Origin of the sequence: Micrococcus sp. GPGPB33 (assembly GCF_037853785.1) — a bacterium.
In the GTDB taxonomy this organism is placed as follows: Bacteria; Actinomycetota; Actinomycetes; order Actinomycetales; family Micrococcaceae; genus Micrococcus; species Micrococcus luteus.
The window spans coordinates 2,135,843-2,153,122 of the sequence record NZ_JAQMWO010000002.1; the positions used below are offsets into that span (position 1 = coordinate 2,135,843).

The window sequence follows — 17,280 nt, forward strand, 5'->3', positions numbered from 1 at the left end:
GGACCGAGCCGGGGTTCAGCGGCGCATGACCTTGCGGGCGATGCCGTTGCCGATCAGCTGCAGCGCCTGGACGAACACGATCACCACGATCACGGCCAGCCAGGTGACCTCCGGACGGAACCGGTTGTAGCCCTCCACGATGGCGAAGTTGCCGACGCCGCCGCCGCCGATGATGCCCGCCATCGCGGACATGTCCACGAGCGAGATGATCACGAACGTGAAGCCGAGGATCAGCGGGCCGAGGGCCTCGGGCAGCACCACGGCGCGCACGATCCGCATGCGGGAGGCGCCCATCGCGCGGGCGGCCTCGATCACGCCGGGGTCCAGCGAGACGAGGTTCTGCTCCACGATGCGGGCGATGCCGAACGTGGACGCCCAGATCATGCAGAACACCACGGCGGTGTTGCCGATGCCGGTGCCGAGCACCGCGATGGTCAGCGGCTGCAGGGCGGCGATGAGGATGACGAACGGGATGGGCCGGATGAGGTTCACGATGAAGTTCGTGACCAGGTAGACGGCACGGTTGGCGAAGATGCCGCCCGGGCGCGTGGTGTAGAGGACGAGCCCGACCAGCAGGCCGAGGATGCCGCCGAGGATGAAGGACCAGCCGACCATGTAGAGGGTGTCCCCCACGGCGGTCATCAGCTCGGGGCCGTAGTACCCCCAGTCGAGGTTCTGGAATCGGTCGATCACTGGTGCACCTCCTGCACGTCTCCGGCGCCGGCCAGGTCCGCGACAAACGCGTCCACCGCGGCGGCCTCGCCCGTGAGCGCCACGGTGAGCAGGCCGTACGCGGAGTCCTTGGTGGCGGACATGCCGCCGTGGACGATCTCGAAGCCCACGCCGCGCGTCGATGCGGTGCCGAGCACCGCCGAGACCGCGGCGGAGTCCTTGAGCGAGACCATGATCAGCCGACCCTCGGTGCGCGCCCGGATGCGGGCCACCTCCTCGGCATTCGGCCGGTCCTTGAGCGCCGTGGCCACGAAGGACGCGGCGTCGGCGGAGTGGGCGGGCCGAGAGAAGAGGTCGTAGACCTTGCCGGACTCCACCACGCGGCCGCTGTCCATCACGGCGACGCGGTCGGCGATCGAGCGGATGACCTCCATCTCGTGGGTGATGGCCACGATCGTGACCCCGAGCTCCTCGTTGACGCGGCGCAGCACGGAGAGCACCTCGTGCGTCGTCGAGGGATCCAGGGCGCTGGTGGCCTCGTCTGCGAGCAGGATCTCCGGCTCGGCGGCCAGGGCGCGGGCGATGCCGACGCGCTGCTTCTGGCCGCCCGAGAGCTGCTCCGGGTAGTGCTTGGCCTTGTCCGCCAGGCCGACGAACTCGAGCAGCTCCGCCACGCGAGCGCGGCGTTTGGACCGCGGCCAGCCGGCCGTGTCCAGAGCGAACTCGATGTTCCCGGCCACCGTGCGGGAGGTCAGCAGGTTGAACTGCTGGAACACCATGCCGATGCGGGTGCGCAGCGGACGCAGCTTCGCTTCGGAGAGATGGGAGACCTGCTGGCCCAGCACCGTGACGGTGCCCGACGTCGGCTTCTCCAGCCCGTTGATCATGCGGATCAGGGTGGACTTGCCGGCGCCGGAGAAGCCGATGACGCCGAAGACCTCGCCGCGGTTCACGGCGAGCGAGACGTCGTCCACGGCCTTCACACCGGCACCCTTCTTGGTGGCGTAGACGCGGCTGACGTGGTCGAAGACGATGACCGGCTCCCCCGGGGCGCCCGCGGAGGGGCGCCCCGGGGTGACCGCGTCACGGTCGGACGTATGGGAACCTGCCATGGATCAGGCGCCCTGCTTCGCGATCGCGTCCTGGTACTGCTTCAGGGTCTCGTCGATCTGGGCGGTGTCGAGCTGCACCGGCACGCTCGTGTCGGAGGAGAGCTTCGCGGACTCATCCAGCACGGGCTGCTCGTGGTACAGGGCCGCGATCTTCTTGTAGGTCTCGTTGTCGCGGTCCTCGCGACGCACGGCGAAGCCGTTGACGTACGGCTTGGCGGAGTCGTCCTTGGGATCGTCCTTGAACAGGGCGGTGTTCGTGTCGATGCCGGCGTCGGCCGAGAAGGTGTTGTTGATGACCGCGCCCTGGACGGACTCGAGCGCGTTCACGGTCTGCTGGGCGGCCACGGTCTGGACCTTCACGGTGGAGGCGGCCTCGTCGATGTCCTTCGGCTCCGGGCGGATGGTCTCGTTGGACAGCTTCAACAGGCCGGCGGCGACGAGCACGTTGATGGCGCGGGCCTGGTTCACGGTGTCGTTCGGGATGGCGACGGTGTCGCCCTTCTTGAACTCGGAGACGTCTTTGTACTTCTTGGAGTACAGGGGCAGCGGGATGATCTCGGTGGTCCCGATCAGCGTCAGGTCCTTGCCGGAGGCCTGGTTGTAGTCGGCCAGGTAGGCGATGTGCTGGAACCAGTTCATGTCGATGTCGCCGTTGTCCAGCGCCGGGTTCGGCTGCGTGTACTCGGTGAAGTTGCGGATCTCGACGTCGATGCCGTGCTTCTCCTTGGCGAGCTTCACCAGGGCGCGGTGCGTCTCGTTCTCGGACACGACGCCGATGCGCACGGTCTGGGCGCCGTCGTCGCCCTTCTTCTCGGCCTGCGAGTTGCAGGCGGTCAGGGCGAACGCGCCGACGGCGGCCAAGGACAGGCCGGCGAAGGAGCGGCGGGAGATGTTCGAGGGGGTCGTCATGGGGTTCTCCTTGGAGGACGGTGCGGCGTCGCCGGCGCGGGTGGGCACGGCGGGTGCGGAACGGTGCGGGGTGGGCCGTGCGGTGGGTGATTCCCCGCGGGGCACAGCACGGCGGGCGGGGGGCGAGAGACGCCCCGAGCCGGAGGCCGGGATCCTTTCGAACGCTGCTCTTGCCCGTCCCCCAGTCACCGCGGGCTCCCCTCGAGGGGTCTGCACGCAGCGGAGGCAGGCCGCTTCTCGGTCCGTTGCCACCCGTGAACATGGGGTTGGCGAGCGGCTCGTCGTGGGACCACGTGGACCCGCCGAGGCGGGGTCCACAGCCGCTTCTCCTGAAGCTGGGCCCAAGCGTATCGCAGCGTGTGCGCTCCATCGGGCAGGGCGGTGACGCGCAGCGTCATACTGCGGGCCCGGGTGTCGACGTGTGATGCCCCCGCGAGACGACGACGGCCGGGCGCCTCCGCGGGGAGGCGACCGGCCGTCGTCGGGACGGGGCTCAGGCGGACGGGATCAGAAGTCCCAGTTCTTGCTCTCTCAGGATGCCCAGTCCTCGTCCTCCCTGATGAGAGGCGGAAATCCTGCGGCTCCTCCAACTCCGATGGCCGCTCGTGCCATCCGCGTGCCACTCGCGATCGAAGCCGCTCTCGCCGACCAGATCGCTGCCGTCGCACATGCCCAGCTTACCGCCGGACGGCTCCGTCTGCACGGGAACTTGCGCGGCCCACAGGCAGCACGTCGCACGCTCTCCCTCCAGTTCAGTGCCCCTCCCGGGTGGGTCAGTGGCTCGTCCCACCGTTCGGAGAACCATATGCCGCGTCTGCCACCCCGTCGCCAGCTGAGCAGCAAGCTCACGTCCCCCTCGCCCCAAAGGTCAACCATTGAGTTCAGAGGCTGAGACCTCTGGCACCATTGATGACATGGCACCACTTTCATCGTGGACGACTTCCACACACGAGCCGCTTAATCGGCACACGATGGTGCACATGGTTGCCCCACCGGCGACCATCGGATCGGGAGTCGGCTGGGCTGCGTCACAGATCCCGAACCAATACACGGATCCGGATCGCGTCGCCACGATCCTCGCCAAGCTGGGGAAACCTAAAGCGGCTAAATACCTTAAGGGGAAGCTCCCTACGAGCAAGCGCACCCGCTCGGGCGACCTCGGAGAGATCATCGGAGCGCAGTACGCAACGCTTGAGCTGGGCTTTCGAGTGGTGGAGCGGTTGCGGTGGAAGGACCACCGCGAGATGTCGATGCGTGGCGATGACTTGGTTGGTGTGCGCGCGAGTACGAACGGAACGCTGGAACTGTTGAAGGGTGAGGCAAAGAGCCGCGTAAGGCTCGGAACTGCAACGGTCACGGACGCAGATGATGCACTTAAGCGCGATCGGGGACGCCCATCGCCTCATGCTCTCAGCTTCGTCGCTGACCGACTCCACGGACTCGGTGAGCACACGTTGGCAGAGCTCATCGACGACGCCCAGTTGATTTCTGGGATCAGTCAACGGCAGGTGGTCCAGCTGCTTTTTACTTTCACTGGAAATGATCCGCGGGCCCTCCTCCGCGCAAATACGACAGCGTACCGGGGACGTGTAAAGCGCCTCGCCGTCGGTCTGCAGGTGTCAGAGCATCAGGCGTTCATCGCGAAGGTGTATTCGAAGGCGATCGCTGATGCCTGAAACAGTCGATGAGATTGAGGCCGCGATCGGGGAGGCGACGACCCCCGGATTTCGTGAACAGCTTCTCGCGCGAGGAGAGGCCCGGTCTATGATCTGGCGGGACGGTGTCCTGCCCGAGGACGCGCCCGCGTTCGATGAGCTGCTCAGCTACGACCTTCTATCCTACGGCTATTCGCTCCTGGGCCTGGGGCTACGTCTCGTGGAGGCGGATGGGTCGCGGAGCCTCGCCCAACGCGCCTTTGAGGGCGCAGCTACGGCCATTGAATCAGTCATCGCCAGAGGAGCTAACTCGCGCGAACGAGGCTTCCACCGTGTCGTCGCAGCAGCCGCCTACCACCTCGGCAGCTTCTCCGCGCGGGCGTACTCACTGCTTCAGACTGCGCTCGATTCCGGTGAAGTCACGACTAGTGAGCGATGCCTCATCCACATCATCCGCAGAGAACTCGACACCCTGGCCGCGCTCATCCTGAGTCACCGCGACGAGGACGCGGCAGCAGACGCCGACCTCGTCGAGACGTTGCGCGGGCTCCTCGAGCCCGCCAGCGATGAGGAACAGGACGATGACAGCGGCGACACCGATGTCATCGACGTCGTCGACCTCGCACTGACCGACGCGTTCGTCGGCGCAATCAGCATGGCGCTGCTCGCATTCGAACGGGGCGAGGGGGCGCTCCTGGAGGAGGCCCTCAGCACACTGCAGGTCGGTCTCAGAGCCGCCAGCGAACTGAGCCTAGTCCCCCAGTGGTGGTGCCATCGACTCGCGATTCACCTGCTCCGCGGCCTGTGGGAGGCCAGTTTCCACCGCCTGCTCCCGGACGACCCAATCGACGGCGGTGGCGACTGGGCACGACTGCGTGCGACGTTCATCGCATCTCTCTTCCGAAGGCGACGCTCGGAGATCGACCTATGGCCGTCGCAGCTCGCCGCCGCAGAACGGGTGCTGAACACCAGCGAAAACCTGGTGCTGTCTCTCCCAACAAGCGCCGGCAAGACCCGGATCGCCGAACTTTGCATCCTCGCGACCCTAGCCGAGGGTCGGCGCGTTGTCTTCGTGACCCCATTGCGGGCGTTGTCAGCCCAGACTGAAACGGCTCTGCAGCGGACCTTCACCCCTTTGGGCAAGACCGTCTCGTCCCTCTACGGCGCGATCGGGGCCAGCAGCGTCGACGAGGATTTGCTACGAGAGAGGGACATCGTCGTCGCCACTCCCGAGAAGCTCGACTTCGCTCTGCGCAACGACCCAACGCTCCTCGACGACGTGGGGCTTGTCGTGCTCGACGAGGGGCACATGATCGGGGCGGATGAACGCGAGGTCCGATACGAAATTCAGGTACAACGACTGTTGCGCCGTGGGGATGCAGCCACCAGACGTATCGTTTGCCTCTCGGCGATCCTGCCAGACGGAGACGAAGTCGAGGACTTCGTGAACTGGCTCACCGATGACCAGCCCGACGGTCTCATCGCAAGCTCGTGGCGGCCGACTAAGCTTCGTTTCGGCGAAGTGATTTGGCAAGGCGATCGAGCCCGCCTGAGCATCATCGTGGGAGACGAGGAGCCCTTCGTCCCCCGGTTTCTCGAGCCCTTCGTTCCCCCGAACGGCCGCAGGACGACGCAGTTCCCCAAAAATCAGCAGGAGCTGACACTGTCCACAGCCTGGCGGCTCGTCGATGACGGCCAGACCGTCCTGATCTTCTGCCCACGGAAGGACTCGGTAAATGCTCTTGCCAAGGTCATAGTCGACCTTCATAGGCAGGGAGCACTCCGAAGCGTCTTCGAAGGGGATCCCGGCGACCTCGCCTCGGCCATCACGATCGGCGAGGAGTGGTTCGGGCGAGAACACCCGATCCTCGCGTGTCTGCGACTTGGAGTGGCGATCCACCACGGCTCGCTGCCCGCGCCCTATCGAAGAGAGATCGAGCGACTACTCCAGCAAGGAACGCTGAGGATCACTGTCTCCTCACCGACTCTTGCCCAGGGGCTCAACCTTTCGGCGAGCGCTCTCGTGATGCACAGCCTCTGGCGCAACCGGGAACTGATCAAGGCGTCCGAGTTCCGTAACGTTGTCGGCAGGGCCGGGCGAGCATTCGTGGACTCCGTCGGCCTCGTCGTCCACCCGATCTTCGAGAAAGTGTCCTCAGGTAGACGGAACTGGAGGCAGCTGGTCGAGGACACCGCTCTGCGCGACATGGAAAGCGGCCTACTGCAGCTGGTGGTAAACCTGTTCCGCCGGATGCAGGCGAAGCACGGTCTCCAGGACCTGGATGCACTGCTGGAATACGTCGCCGGCGTCGCGGCGTGGGATTACCCAGAAGTCGCGGCCGAGAGCGACAAGGAAGCCGAGCGCTCCCGAACTGCGTGGCGCTCGCAACTCGCTAGCCTCGATAACGCCCTTCTCAGTCTGCTCAACGACTCTGCGATTACGGAGGACGGAATCGAGGGGGCTCTCGATGACGTGCTCGCCTCGTCGCTTTGGACCAGGAGCTTGGCTCGACGGCAGGAGCCCGTGCAGACAGCGCTTCGAGCCGGCCTGACCGCGCGGGCACGCTTCCTCTGGAGCCAGTCGACCCCGGCACAGCGCCGAGGGTACTTCCTTGCGGGGGTCGGCCTAGAAACCGGACGCCAACTCGACGAGCACGCCAGCATCTTGGAACAGTACCTGCACAACGCGGACGAGGGCATCCGAATCGGCGACCCCGGTGCCGCAATCGACGCCCTGACCAGCTTCGCCAGGATCGCATTCGGCATCTACCCCTTCGCGCCCCGCACCCTTCCTCCGCAATGGGAAGACATCCTCGCCGCATGGCTTCGCGGCGAGGATGCCGCACAGATGGCACGCGAGGAGATCACGGACACACTGGAATTCATCGAAGACTCGCTGACCTACAGGCTGCCATGGGCGCTGGAAGCGGTCCGGGTCCGAGCAACCGCCAACGAGGACCCGGTCGGCAATCTTTGGGCGCTCCTCACCGATGAGCACGGACTCGCAGTTGCAGCGCTAGAGACAGGGACGCTGAACCGATCTGCCGCGCTGCTCATGCAGGCCGGATTCTCCTCCCGAGCCGGTGCCCTCGCCGCCATCGCAGCCGGAGGCGGCACCTTCACAACCGTGTCGGAGCTTCACCAGTGGCTGAACTCGGAGGAGGTGCGGCAACATGCGAACGACCCGCACTGGCCGACCGTGTCATCGCACGATCTCTGGGTCGATTTCATCAGCCGTAGCACTGCTGCACCGGAGAGAACCTGGATCAACACAGTCGAGGATGCCGCGGTGACGTGGCTTCCCGATCACCAGCCGAGTAGCGGGACTCCCTATCGAGCCGTGTCCCTTGCGAACGGTGAGACCATCCTCCAAGCCGCGGACGGTCGACGAACCGGTTCGCTTGAGGAACCACTCAATCCGAAAAGGCGCGGGTTGCTCATAGTCACTGGGACAAGCGCCGCCAACAGCGTCGAACTCCGCTATCGAGGCCCAGCCGACCTTCATGCATAACAGTGTTGCATGATTCTCAGATCATGTTCGGATTTCTACGGGACAAGGGGATTGCAACGAATACCACATGCTGTATCTGACACCACTACCCAGCGGATCTGGACAGGGCTCCTACTCCCGGGCACCGCGGGCGGCGCCCGGGAGTAGGAATAGGTGTAAGAGGTCATGACGTTGTTGACTCGGGCCGGGGCCAACGAGGCCGGCGGGGCGTTCCCGCGGGAGGTATGAGGCCGATGGTAGTTGTAGTGGTTCACCCACACCGCCAGGGCCTCACGCCGAGCTGTCTCTGAGGTATACGGGCGGGCGTAGATGACCTCATCGACCATCAGCCGGTTGTACCTCTCCACCTTCCCGTTATGGCGCGGGGTGTAGGGCCGGATCCGGTGATGCCGGCCCCCGAGCGAGACCACCTTGGCGGTGAAGTCCGCAGCCCGGTAGTTGTTTCCGTTGTCCGTGATCACCCGGTCCACGGTGATGCCGTGGGCGGCGAAGAACGCCCTCGCCCGGCAGTAGAAGCTCACGGTCGTGGCCGCCCGCTCGTCCTCCAACGCTTCGGTGTAGGCCAGGCGGGTGAACCCGTCGATCGCCGAGTGCAGGTAGGTGTAGCCGACCCGCCGGCCGGCACCACGCTTGGAAGCACGGCCTGCTTCACTTTCACGTCCGTGGGTGCGCCAGCCGCCCCCGTCTGGGATCTTCCCGATCTTCTTCACATCCAGGTGCACCATGTGCCCCGGCCCTCTCGCGGTGATCTTCTGGGGTCGTTGGCGCAGGTCCTCACCCGTGGGCGCGAGGTCTGGCAACCGGGAGAGCCCGGCCCGGTGCAGCCACCGTCCCACGGTACGAAGACACACCCGGTGGCCCTCGGAGACGAGGTGGTGATGGATCCGGCGGGCCGACCACTTCTCCCTGCGACGCAGGGTCTGGATCTGAGCCACCACCTCGGGATCGAGCTGGGCAGGTGAACGGTGCGGCCGGCTGGGCAGGTCCTGAAGGCCGGCTTCTCCCTAGTTGAGTCCCTGATAGTGGTGTAACCCTCCCCGGCCGCCAACACCGTCCCCAGCATGGACGCGGTCACCGTGGGAGCCTTCGAGTGAACCTTCCACAGCACTCTCGAAAGGGACATCACCACGATGACCGCTCCTCACATTGTCGACCCTGAACGCCTGCTACGCGAAGCGATCGGCGAAGCCTCGCCGGACTTGTTGCGCCACCTGCTGCAGACCGTGATCAACGCCCTGCTCAGCGCTGACGCAGACGCGGTCTGCGGCGCCGAGTACGGCACCGCTTCTGATACCCGCACCGCACAGCGCAATGGGTACCGCCACCGGCCCCTCGACACCCGCGCCGGCACGATCGACGTGGCCATCCCGAAACTGCGCGCCGGCACGTACTTCCCAGAGTGGCTGCTCGAGCGACGCAAGCGGGCCGAGTCCGCGTTGATCACGGTCGTCGCCGACTGCTACCTCGCTGGGGTCTCCACCCGACGCATGGACAAGCTCGTGCGCCAGCTGGGCATCGACTCGCTCTCGAAGTCCCAGGTCAGCCGGATGGCCGCCGAGCTGGACGAGCACATCGACGCGTTCCGGCACCGCCCGCTGGGGGATGCCGGCCCGTTCGTGTTCCTCGCCGCGGACGCCCTGACCATGAAGGTTCGCGAGGGTGGTCGGGTGATCAACGCGGTGGCCATGGTCGCCACCGGCGTCAACGCTGACGGGCGACGTGAGGTACTCGGGCTGCGGGTGGCCACCACGGAGTCAGGCGCGGCGTGGAACGAGTTCTTCGCTGATCTGGTCGCCCGCGGCCTTCACGGGGTGAGACTGGTGACTTCGGACTCCCACCGTGGCCTGGTCGAAGCCATCGCGGCGAACCTGCCCGGGGCTGTGTGGCAGCGGTGCCGCACGCACTATGCCGCGAACCTGATGGCGGTGACCCCGAAGGCCATGTGGCCGGCGGTGAAGGCCATGCTCCACAGCGTCTACGACCAGCCTGACGGGCCCGCGGTGCACGCCCAGTTCGACCGGCTCTTGGACTACGTGGCCGAGCGGTTGCCCGCCGTGGCTGGGCACCTCGATGCTGCTCGGGAGGACATCCTCGCGTTCATCTCGTTCCCGAAGGACGTGTGGTCCCAGATCTGGTCGAACAACCCTGCCGAGCGCCTGAATCGGGAGATCCGGCGCCGCACGGACGCGGTGGGCATCTTCCCGAACCGGGATGCCGTGGTGCGGCTCGTGGGGGCCGTGTTGGCTGAGCAGACGGATGAGTGGGCCGAGGGCCGCCGGTACCTCGGTCTCGAGCTGCTGGCCCGCTGCCGCGAGCCCCTCACGCAAGAACCGGGCACCGTGATGGGCACGGAGGTGATGCCGGCCCTGGCCTGATTCTCATGCCTCGAAGACGGTTACACCACTTCCAGGGACTTGACCTTCTCCCTGGGCGCGGTAGCGGGCCACCCAGGTGGCCACCGTGGGGCGGCTCACCCGGAACTCGGCGGCGACATGGGCTTGGGGGATCCCGTCGTGCAGGTGGCGGTGGACCATCCTGAGACGGCCAGTGGGGGTCAGGGGTGCATTAGCGTGGGTCATGAGCGGGTCTCTTTCCAGCGGAGGGGTTGTTGAGGAACTTCCATCCTGCCGGGCGGGGCCCGCTCGTCTCATCTCAGTCCGGGCCTCGTGCCAAGAACCTCATGACCCACAACAAATAGGGCTGCCCGAGCGAGCAGCGTGAGCCTGGTGTCTACGCTCCCGTCCGTTCGGTGCGCATCGAATGACGGTGTGGGAGTACACGAGCGGATCACGAAGAGCCAGGTAGTCAACCTGCGCACGAGGATGCTCCAAGTCTCACTTCTTATAACCCTTAATCCTTCTGACCCATTCTTTGAAGCGGACCAACTCTGCTTCGAGTTCGTCGGGCTCCGGTGCGATGAAGTTGGTCTCTGGGGCATGATCGTGGCGAGGCGCCCACTCGGATGCCTTGGCGTAGCCAGATTGGTAGTCGTTGTCGTCCTGTTCGGTGATTCCTACGAGCATCTTGAACATGCGTGGCCGCACCTCGGTCAAGTCCTTTTGAGTGGTGTATCGAGGCTTTGTCGGGTTCCTCGTGGTCGGGTGGGTTGTCAGGCGGCGAGTGCCGCGTGGCCGGGGTCGTCGGTCATGGTGTCGCTGACCTGTAGGGCGGCTTGTTCAGCCGCGGCTTTCGCGGCTGCTTCGGCGAGCATCGTGTCGGTCGCGGTCAGCAATTCCAGGCTCATGTAGCGCCGTGATTCGGTCCATTCGTCGTGCTGCTCGGCCAGCACCGCGCCGAGGAGTCTAATCACCGCGACTCGGCTGGGGAAGATGCCGACGACGTCGGTGCGTCTCCGGATCTCCTTGTTGAGCCGTTCGTTCGGGTTGTTCGACCAGATCTTCTTCCACACCTCCTTCGGGAACTTCGTGAACGTGAGCACCTCATCGCGGGCGCCCTCGAGGTGCTCGGCAGCGGCCGGCAGATGGGTGGCCAGGCTGTCGATCATGTGCTCGTACTGGGCGATCACCGCCTCGACGTCGGGCTGGGTGTAGACGCTGTGCAGCAGCGCTTTCACCGCGGGCCACTGCGACTTCGGGCACACCGCCATCAGGTTCGCCGCGTAGTGGGTGCGGCAGCGCTGCCACTGCGCCGTCCCGAACACCGCCCCGGCCGCTTCGACCAGCCCGGCATGGGCATCGGAGGTGATCAGCTCCACCCCCGACAGGCCGCGGGCAGCCAGATCACGGAAGAACCCGAGCCACCCCTCCCTGGTCTCCGCGGTGCCCAGTTGCAGGCCGAGGATCTCGCGGTAGCCGTCGTTGTTGATGCCGGTGGCGACCATGGCGGCGACCTTGACGACCCGGCCGTGTTCACGCACTTTGAGCACGAGCGCGTCGGCGGCGACAAACCGATACGGCCCAGCATCGAGCGGCCGGGTGCGGAACGCTTCGACCTGCGCATCCAGGTCTTTACTCATCTCTGAGACCTGCGATTTCGACAGGCCCGTGATGCCGAGAGTCTGCACCAGTTTGTCCATCCGGCGGGTGGAGACGCCGAGCAGGTAGCAGGTGGCGACCACCGTGGTCAGCGCTGCCTCGGCGCGGCGGCGCCGCTCCAGGAGCCAGTCGGGAAAGTAGGTGCCTTTGAGCCGCCCCCTTCATTCGGTCCGGACGTTCTGTGAGTCGTCGGTTTCCATTTGATGGGTGCACTGCCGAGCGTACTCGGCTGGGGTTAGGTAGCCGAGCGAGGAGTGCCGGCGGTGGTGGTTGTACTCGTCCTTCCAGTCGCCGATGATGACCTGTGCGTGCAGCAGCGAGTAGAAGCTGTTGATGTTGAGGCACTCGTCGCGGATCCGGCTGTTGAACGACTCGACGTACCCGTTGCGCCACGGCGAGCCCGGAGGGATGTAGGACAGGCCGGTGCGGGTGCCGGCCCAGTCGACCACCGCCTCGCTGATGAACTCCGGCCCGTTGTCCGACCTGAGCACCGCCGGGGCGCCCCGGGCGGCGACGAGGTCCCCGAGGTGGGCGGTGAGTCGGTCGGCGGTAATCGAGCGCTCCACGAGCCCGCCGATGCACTCCCGGGTGTGTTCGTCGACGATCGAGCAGATCTTGATCGGTCGTCCGTGCTCGTCGGCGTCGAACTGGAAGTCCACCGCCCACACCACGTTCGGCGCGTCCGCCGTCGGCGCGTCGACGGTCGAGGACCCGACGCGCTTGCGTCGACGCCGCTGCGGGACCCGGAGCCCTTCGTCACGCCACAGGCGTTGGATCTTCTTGTGGTTCACCACCGGCCCCTCGGCGCGGGCGTCGTGATACGCCCGCCGATACCCGTAGCGGGGATGGTCCTTCGCCCAGGCACGCAGCCACTCCCTGAACGCCCGATCCGGGTCCGCGACCGTGTCGCCCTTGAGCGGTCGCCGGTACGCGGAGCGGCTCAGCCCGACCAGACGGCACGCCATCCGTTCGCTCACCCGCAACTTGCGCTTGAGGTGATCGACGGCGGCGCGGCGCCTGTCCGGGCTTAGAAGTTTCCCTCAGCCAGCTCCTTGAGCGCGGCCTTCTCCAGCTCCGCTTCCGCGAGCAGACGCTTCAGGGTCGCGTTCTGCTTCTCCAGCTCCTTCAGGCGCTTTGCGTCCTCGGCCTTGAGGCCGCCGTACTGGTTCCGCCACCGGTAGTACGTCTGCTCGGACACCCCGAGCTCCCGGCACACCGCCGCGACGTCCTGACCATCGGCGAGCATCCTGTCGGCCTGCCCGAGCTTACGGACGACCTGCTCGGGGGTGTGACGCTTCCTGCTGTTCGTCATGATCTGACCAGTCTCCCTGCCCGCGACCGCGGGCAACAGGACGACTCTCATAACGACTGGACCTACGAAACGGGGTCAGCCCACCACAACGCGATCCGCAGCGGGGTCAGGACCAGCGGGGTCGTCTTGGCCGTCGCGGCATGCCAGGCGAGGATTCTCTGCGAGTAGCAGTCCAGCACGAACGCGACGTATACGAAGCCCGCCCACGTGCGCACATAGGTGAAGTCCGCGACCCACTTCGTGTTCGGCGCGGCCGCGGTGAAGTCTCGATTGAGCAGGTCACCGGCACGGCAGCCGTCCTTGGCCGGGACGGTGGTGCGCACTGGCCTGCCTCGACGCACACCGTTCATCCCCGCAACCCGCATGAGCCGGTCCACACGACCGGCGCCGACCTGGTGACCTTCTCGACGCAGCCACGCGGTCATCTTCCGACGCCCGTACAGCCCTTCCGGGGTGCCGACAAGGTCGTGCAGGACGTTGAGCAGGACCGCGTCGGACGTGTCACGAGCCGACGCGCTGCGGCGGCGCCACGCCCGGTAGGTGCGTGCGGCGATCTGACAGCCCTCCTGACGGAGCACCCTGCAGATCGACTCGACCGCATGCCCCTTGGCGCGCATCTGATCGATGAATCCCATGATCATCGGTTGCGGGGGTCGAGCTCCCCGCGAAGAAAATCGAGGCCTTGCGCAGGATCTCGTTGTCCTCCCGCAATCGCTTGACCTCGCCGCGCAGGCGCTTGAGCTCGGCCAGGTCATCGCTGGTCGGCCCGTCCTTGAGGCCGGCGTCGACGCGGTGCTGACAGACCCAGCGGCGCAAGGTCTCGCGCCCCACGTCGACCTTCGGCGACACCAAAGCCACGGCCTTCGTGACTGACCCGGCTTCCTCGACACGGTCCAGGACCATCCGCACCGCGCGGTCCTTCACCTCGGGATCGAACTTCTTCGGCATGAACAACATCCTCTCGAACTCGAAAGGAAGCGGCATCACACCCGGGACGCTTCACAGTCCCTTCAAACCGGCCTCTCACCTGGCCTTTTACGGACCTCGACGCGAGCCCAATGGCACGCTGTGGCACGCAGCTGGTGGCACGCAGCCCCCAAATTTCGGGCTTCGAGCCACCCCGCGCTTGGCTGGAAGGTGCGCTCGTGCCACCCCCGTGCCATACCGAACGGATACTGATGTTCATCTGTGCTCTCCTCTGTCCTTCGGATGGAGGCACGAGAAGAGGCCCGGACCTGCAGAAACCTGCAGGTCCGGGCCTCCCATCAGCCCTTTCGGGCCTCGAGCAAGCTCTGGGGTCTTAGAAGTCCCAGTCCTCGTCCTCGGTGTTCTCGGCCTTGCCGATCACGTAGGAGGAGCCCGATCCGGAGAAGAAGTCGTGGTTCTCGTCCGAGTTCGGGGAGAGCGCGGAGAGGATGGCGGGGTTCACGTTCGTGGTCTCGGCCGGGAACATGGGCTCGTAGCCCAGGTTCATCAGCGCCTTGTTCGCGTTGTAGTGCAGGAACTTCTTCACGTCCTCGGCCAGGCCGAGGGCGTCGTAGAGGTCATGGGTGTACTCGACCTCGTTCTCGTACAGCTCGAACAGCAGCTCGAAGGTGAAGGCCTTGAGCTCCTCCCGCTTCTCCTCCGGCAGGGTCTCGATGCTCCGCTGGTACTTGTAGCCGATGTAGTACCCGTGCACGGCCTCGTCGCGGATGATCAGGCGGATCAGGTCGGCGGTGTTGGTGAGGCGGGCGTGCGCGGAGAGGTACATGGGCCAGTAGAAGCCCGAGTAGAAGAGGAAGGACTCGAGCAGGGTGGAGGCGATCTTCTTCTTGTACGGGTCCTGGCCGTCATAGCGCTCCACGATCAGGCCGGCCTTGGCCTGCAGGTTCCGGTTCTCACGGGACCAGCGGAACGCCTCGTCGATCTCCGGGGTGGAGGCCAGCGTGGAGAAGATCGAGGAGTACGACTTCGCGTGCACCGACTCCATGAACGCGATGTTCGTGAGGACGGCCTCCTCGTGCGGGGTCATGGCGTCCGGGATGAGGGAGACGGCGCCCACGGTGCCCTGGATCGTGTCCAGCAGCGTCAGGCCCGTGAACACGCGCATGGAGAGCAGTCGCTCCTCATCCGTGAGGTGGGACCAGGACTGGACGTCGTTGGACAGCGGCACCTTCTCCGGCAGCCAGAAGTTGTTGACGAGGCGGTTCCACACCTCCACGTCCTTCTCGTCCTGAATGCGGTTCCAGTTGATCGCCTCGACGAGGTGGGACTGCTGGGTCTCGGTCACGGCAGGGCACATCCTTCAGAAGAATTCGTTGAGAATCCGCGGATTCCGGGGGCTCTCGAGAGCACGGTCAGCGGGGCGCGGGTCCGGGACAGTCTAGGCCTTGGGCGCCGCTGGGGCCATGGAGGCGAGGGTGTGGTCGGCCACGCTTACCGAAGTTCCCACGCGTCAGCTAGAAGGCCGACAAGTCGCTCATGCCGTTCGCCCACTATGGCCGGGGTCCAAGAATCGGTATTGATAACCTGCGTGGTGAGTGCAAACATTGCCACCCCCTTTGTCGAGGTGAAGTACATGCTCTTCTTCTTGTCGAAGTCGTAGTTCTGAGCTTGGCTGTTCTTCCTCCGATTGAGCAGGAGGAGGTTACCGAGGCGGTGCACCCAGCGCTCGGCTTCCTCATCAGTGAAGTCCTGGCGCCATTGACTGTCGACAGCGGGACTCTGAGGCAGCACGTGTTCCACAGTGATGACGGAATGGTCATACGATGCGCCTGGGTTGTCCGCAAGCATCGAGTCCAGGCGCAACAGCACATAGCGCCGCACCGGTCGCGTCAAGTAGATGTCCCCGGTGAGCTGTTCGAGGGTCGCCGCCTTCTCCGCATCACTGAGCGCGAACGCCGCCGCGTCGAGGCCCCGCCCCTCGGCAAGCTGGTCGAGGAGGACGTGGTAGCGCTGCATCCTCGGCGTGCGGTATTCACGCCGCAGAAGCATGCTGGCCGCGAGTCGCTCGAGCTTCTCCAAGTAGTCCGAGAGGAAGGCAGGGTCATCCGGGTGGGCTCGAAGCGCCCACAGCGCCAGAGGCCGCCAGTCGTCGTTGTCGAGTTCAACGAGCCGTTTCAACCACGCGTTGACCTTTTCCCACTCGGCACCGCCCGCAAAATCCTGGGCGACCAGGCGCATGTCTGCTTTCGCATAGGGTTCGAGCACATCCTTGATGAACGCGATGCCGTCATTGGCTCGCAGGTAGGGGTCCAAGACTTGTTCAGGAAATTCCTGGAGCAGGGATTTCACAGCTCGTTTGCGCGAGACCACCATGCGAATGTACAAGAACAGGTTCGCAAACTCGTCACGCCCCAGATTCTCTTCGAGGCTTTCCCAGAGGTCCGCGTAATGCTGACGGGACTGCTCCGGGATGGCCCCGATCACCTGCGACTTGAAGATGTCAGAGGGGGCCAGCGCCAGTCCCCGGGCGTTCATGACGGAGAAGATCCGGTAGGCACTGTTGAGGTCCGGGGTGCTCACGGTCACCACGAAGGTGCGCTTGGCGAGCATCTTGAACAGCTCTTTGAGCCTTGACTCTCCCCATGCCACCAGCTTTTCCCGCAAGACCTTGGCATTGTCCCGGATTCCACGCTGGGAATCCGTGCTGGTCTGGTTGTCGCTGATGTCCACCAGCGCTGCGGTGGCGCCGTCCGTCTGGACGTGCTTTCTGAAGAACTCCCGGTCCCGTGGACGCAGCGTCAAGCGAGGACGGGCTGGAAGGTCGTCCCACTCGACGGCGGGCTCCTCCACGAACCCGTGCACCGCGGAGCGGAATGCCGGATCATCCACAAGGTCGCGCAGCACACTCAACAGGATGGTGAGGGTCGTGAGTCGCTGCTGCCCGTCGATGACCTCCGAGTGCGACGACGCGGCGTCCTTCACGAGCACGACCGAACCGAGGAAGTACGGTTCCTCCGTGTCACGCTCGAGCGCTCCTTCGAGATCGGCCAGCAGCTGGAGGGCCTCCTCCTGTCCCCATGCGTAGGGGCGCTGGTACTCCGGGATGACGAAATCGAAGTCGTTCGTGAAGAGCTTCCCGAGGTTAATCTCGGCGGCCTTCATGGGCTGGGCGTTCACGTGCATGTCC

12 protein-coding genes and 4 pseudogenes are annotated in these 17,280 nt (G+C 65.5%); 3 read left to right on the plus strand and 13 right to left on the minus strand.

Going from position 1 to position 17,280, the window contains the following annotated elements; genetic code table 11:
- Positions 1 to 15 precede the first annotated feature (15 nt).
- From POD19_RS10125 to POD19_RS10135, 3 genes are read right to left on the minus strand one after another with little or no spacing between them, the layout of a single operon-like run.
- Entirely contained in the window at positions 16 to 693 is a 678-nt protein-coding gene (locus POD19_RS10125) for a methionine ABC transporter permease (RefSeq protein WP_036313181.1), read from the minus strand.
- A complete protein-coding gene (locus POD19_RS10130) occupies positions 690 to 1,784 on the minus strand; it encodes a methionine ABC transporter ATP-binding protein (RefSeq protein WP_083325258.1) in 1,095 nt (364 codons plus the stop codon). Before POD19_RS10130 ends, POD19_RS10125 begins: the two co-directional genes overlap by 4 nt.
- Before the next feature lie 3 nt (positions 1,785 to 1,787).
- Entirely contained in the window at positions 1,788 to 2,693 is a 906-nt protein-coding gene (locus POD19_RS10135) for a MetQ/NlpA family ABC transporter substrate-binding protein (protein WP_144818442.1), read from the minus strand.
- A gap of 980 nt (positions 2,694 to 3,673) precedes the next feature.
- Between POD19_RS10135 and POD19_RS10140 the strand changes: the two genes are divergently transcribed.
- Together POD19_RS10140 and POD19_RS10145 are read left to right on the plus strand one after the other, a co-directional pair.
- Positions 3,674 to 4,369: a Hachiman antiphage defense system protein HamA gene (locus tag POD19_RS10140; protein WP_229745277.1), complete on the plus strand. Its 696-nt coding sequence runs from the start codon at positions 3,674 to 3,676 to the stop codon at positions 4,367 to 4,369.
- On the plus strand, positions 4,362 to 7,859 hold the full coding sequence (locus POD19_RS10145) for a DEAD/DEAH box helicase (protein ID WP_340309451.1): 3,498 nt from the start codon (positions 4,362 to 4,364) through the stop codon (positions 7,857 to 7,859). Before POD19_RS10140 ends, POD19_RS10145 begins: the two co-directional genes overlap by 8 nt.
- A 152-nt stretch (positions 7,860 to 8,011) precedes the next feature.
- Here the strand turns inward: POD19_RS10145 and POD19_RS10150 are convergent.
- A pseudogene (locus POD19_RS10150) lies at positions 8,012 to 8,863 on the minus strand (IS481 family transposase); the annotation flags it as partial.
- 126 nt (positions 8,864 to 8,989) lie between these two features.
- Between POD19_RS10150 and POD19_RS10155 the strand changes: the two are divergent.
- Positions 8,990 to 10,234, plus strand: coding sequence for an IS256 family transposase (locus POD19_RS10155; protein WP_031943898.1), 1,245 nt, complete (start codon positions 8,990 to 8,992; stop codon positions 10,232 to 10,234).
- A 45-nt stretch (positions 10,235 to 10,279) separates the two neighbouring features.
- On the opposite strand, the pseudogene POD19_RS10160 reads toward POD19_RS10155, so the two are convergent.
- From POD19_RS10160 to POD19_RS10195, 9 genes and pseudogenes are all read right to left on the minus strand, one after another.
- Positions 10,280 to 10,438, minus strand: a pseudogene (locus POD19_RS10160) (helix-turn-helix domain-containing protein); the annotation flags it as partial.
- Positions 10,439 to 10,693: 255 nt separating this feature from the next.
- Positions 10,694 to 10,891, minus strand: coding sequence for a hypothetical protein (locus POD19_RS10165; RefSeq protein ID WP_340309452.1), 198 nt, complete (start codon positions 10,889 to 10,891; stop codon positions 10,694 to 10,696).
- Between the two features lie 77 nt (positions 10,892 to 10,968).
- Positions 10,969 to 12,000, minus strand: a pseudogene (locus POD19_RS10170) (IS256 family transposase); the annotation flags it as partial.
- Positions 12,001 to 12,015: 15 nt separating this feature from the next.
- A protein-coding gene (locus POD19_RS10175; RefSeq protein ID WP_340309515.1) for an IS3 family transposase occupies positions 12,016 to 13,166 on the minus strand; the annotation gives its coding sequence in 2 pieces (ribosomal slippage) (positions 12,016 to 12,896 and positions 12,896 to 13,166; 1,152 coding nt in all).
- 62 nt (positions 13,167 to 13,228) lie between these two features.
- Entirely contained in the window at positions 13,229 to 13,489 is a 261-nt protein-coding gene (locus POD19_RS10180) for a DDE-type integrase/transposase/recombinase (protein WP_340309453.1), read from the minus strand.
- A 15-nt stretch (positions 13,490 to 13,504) separates the two neighbouring features.
- Positions 13,505 to 13,783: pseudogene (locus POD19_RS13040) on the minus strand (IS3 family transposase); the annotation flags it as partial.
- The gene (locus tag POD19_RS10185) at positions 13,668 to 14,114 is read right to left on the minus strand and encodes a transposase (RefSeq protein ID WP_340309454.1); all 447 of its coding nucleotides are present in this window, start codon (positions 14,112 to 14,114) and stop codon (positions 13,668 to 13,670) included. The pseudogene POD19_RS13040 and the gene POD19_RS10185, both read right to left, overlap by 116 nt.
- Positions 14,115 to 14,466: 352 nt before the next feature.
- Positions 14,467 to 15,450 carry a class 1b ribonucleoside-diphosphate reductase subunit beta gene (gene nrdF / locus POD19_RS10190; RefSeq protein WP_239074567.1) on the minus strand — a complete coding sequence of 328 codons (984 nt, stop codon included), beginning with the start codon at positions 15,448 to 15,450 and terminating at the stop codon, positions 14,467 to 14,469.
- 134 nt (positions 15,451 to 15,584) lie between these two features.
- Positions 15,585 to 17,270, minus strand: coding sequence for a DUF262 domain-containing protein (locus tag POD19_RS10195; protein WP_340309455.1), 1,686 nt, complete (start codon positions 17,268 to 17,270; stop codon positions 15,585 to 15,587).
- Between the last annotated feature and the right edge of the window lie 10 nt (positions 17,271 to 17,280).

Coding starts and splice junctions, on each gene's coding strand:
- POD19_RS10130 (WP_083325258.1), bottom strand. CDS start 1,784: ATGGCAGGTTCCCATACGTCCGACCGTGACGCGGTCACCCCGGGGCGC.
- POD19_RS10135 (WP_144818442.1), bottom strand. CDS start 2,693: ATGACGACCCCCTCGAACATCTCCCGCCGCTCCTTCGCCGGCCTGTCC.
- POD19_RS10140 (WP_229745277.1), top strand. CDS start 3,674: ATGGTTGCCCCACCGGCGACCATCGGATCGGGAGTCGGCTGGGCTGCG.
- POD19_RS10145 (WP_340309451.1), top strand. CDS start 4,362: ATGCCTGAAACAGTCGATGAGATTGAGGCCGCGATCGGGGAGGCGACG.
- POD19_RS10155 (WP_031943898.1), top strand. CDS start 8,990: ATGACCGCTCCTCACATTGTCGACCCTGAACGCCTGCTACGCGAAGCG.
- POD19_RS10165 (WP_340309452.1), bottom strand. CDS start 10,891: ATGTTCAAGATGCTCGTAGGAATCACCGAACAGGACGACAACGACTAC.
- POD19_RS10185 (WP_340309454.1), bottom strand. CDS start 14,114: ATGCCGAAGAAGTTCGATCCCGAGGTGAAGGACCGCGCGGTGCGGATG.
- nrdF (WP_239074567.1), bottom strand. CDS start 15,450: ATGTGCCCTGCCGTGACCGAGACCCAGCAGTCCCACCTCGTCGAGGCG.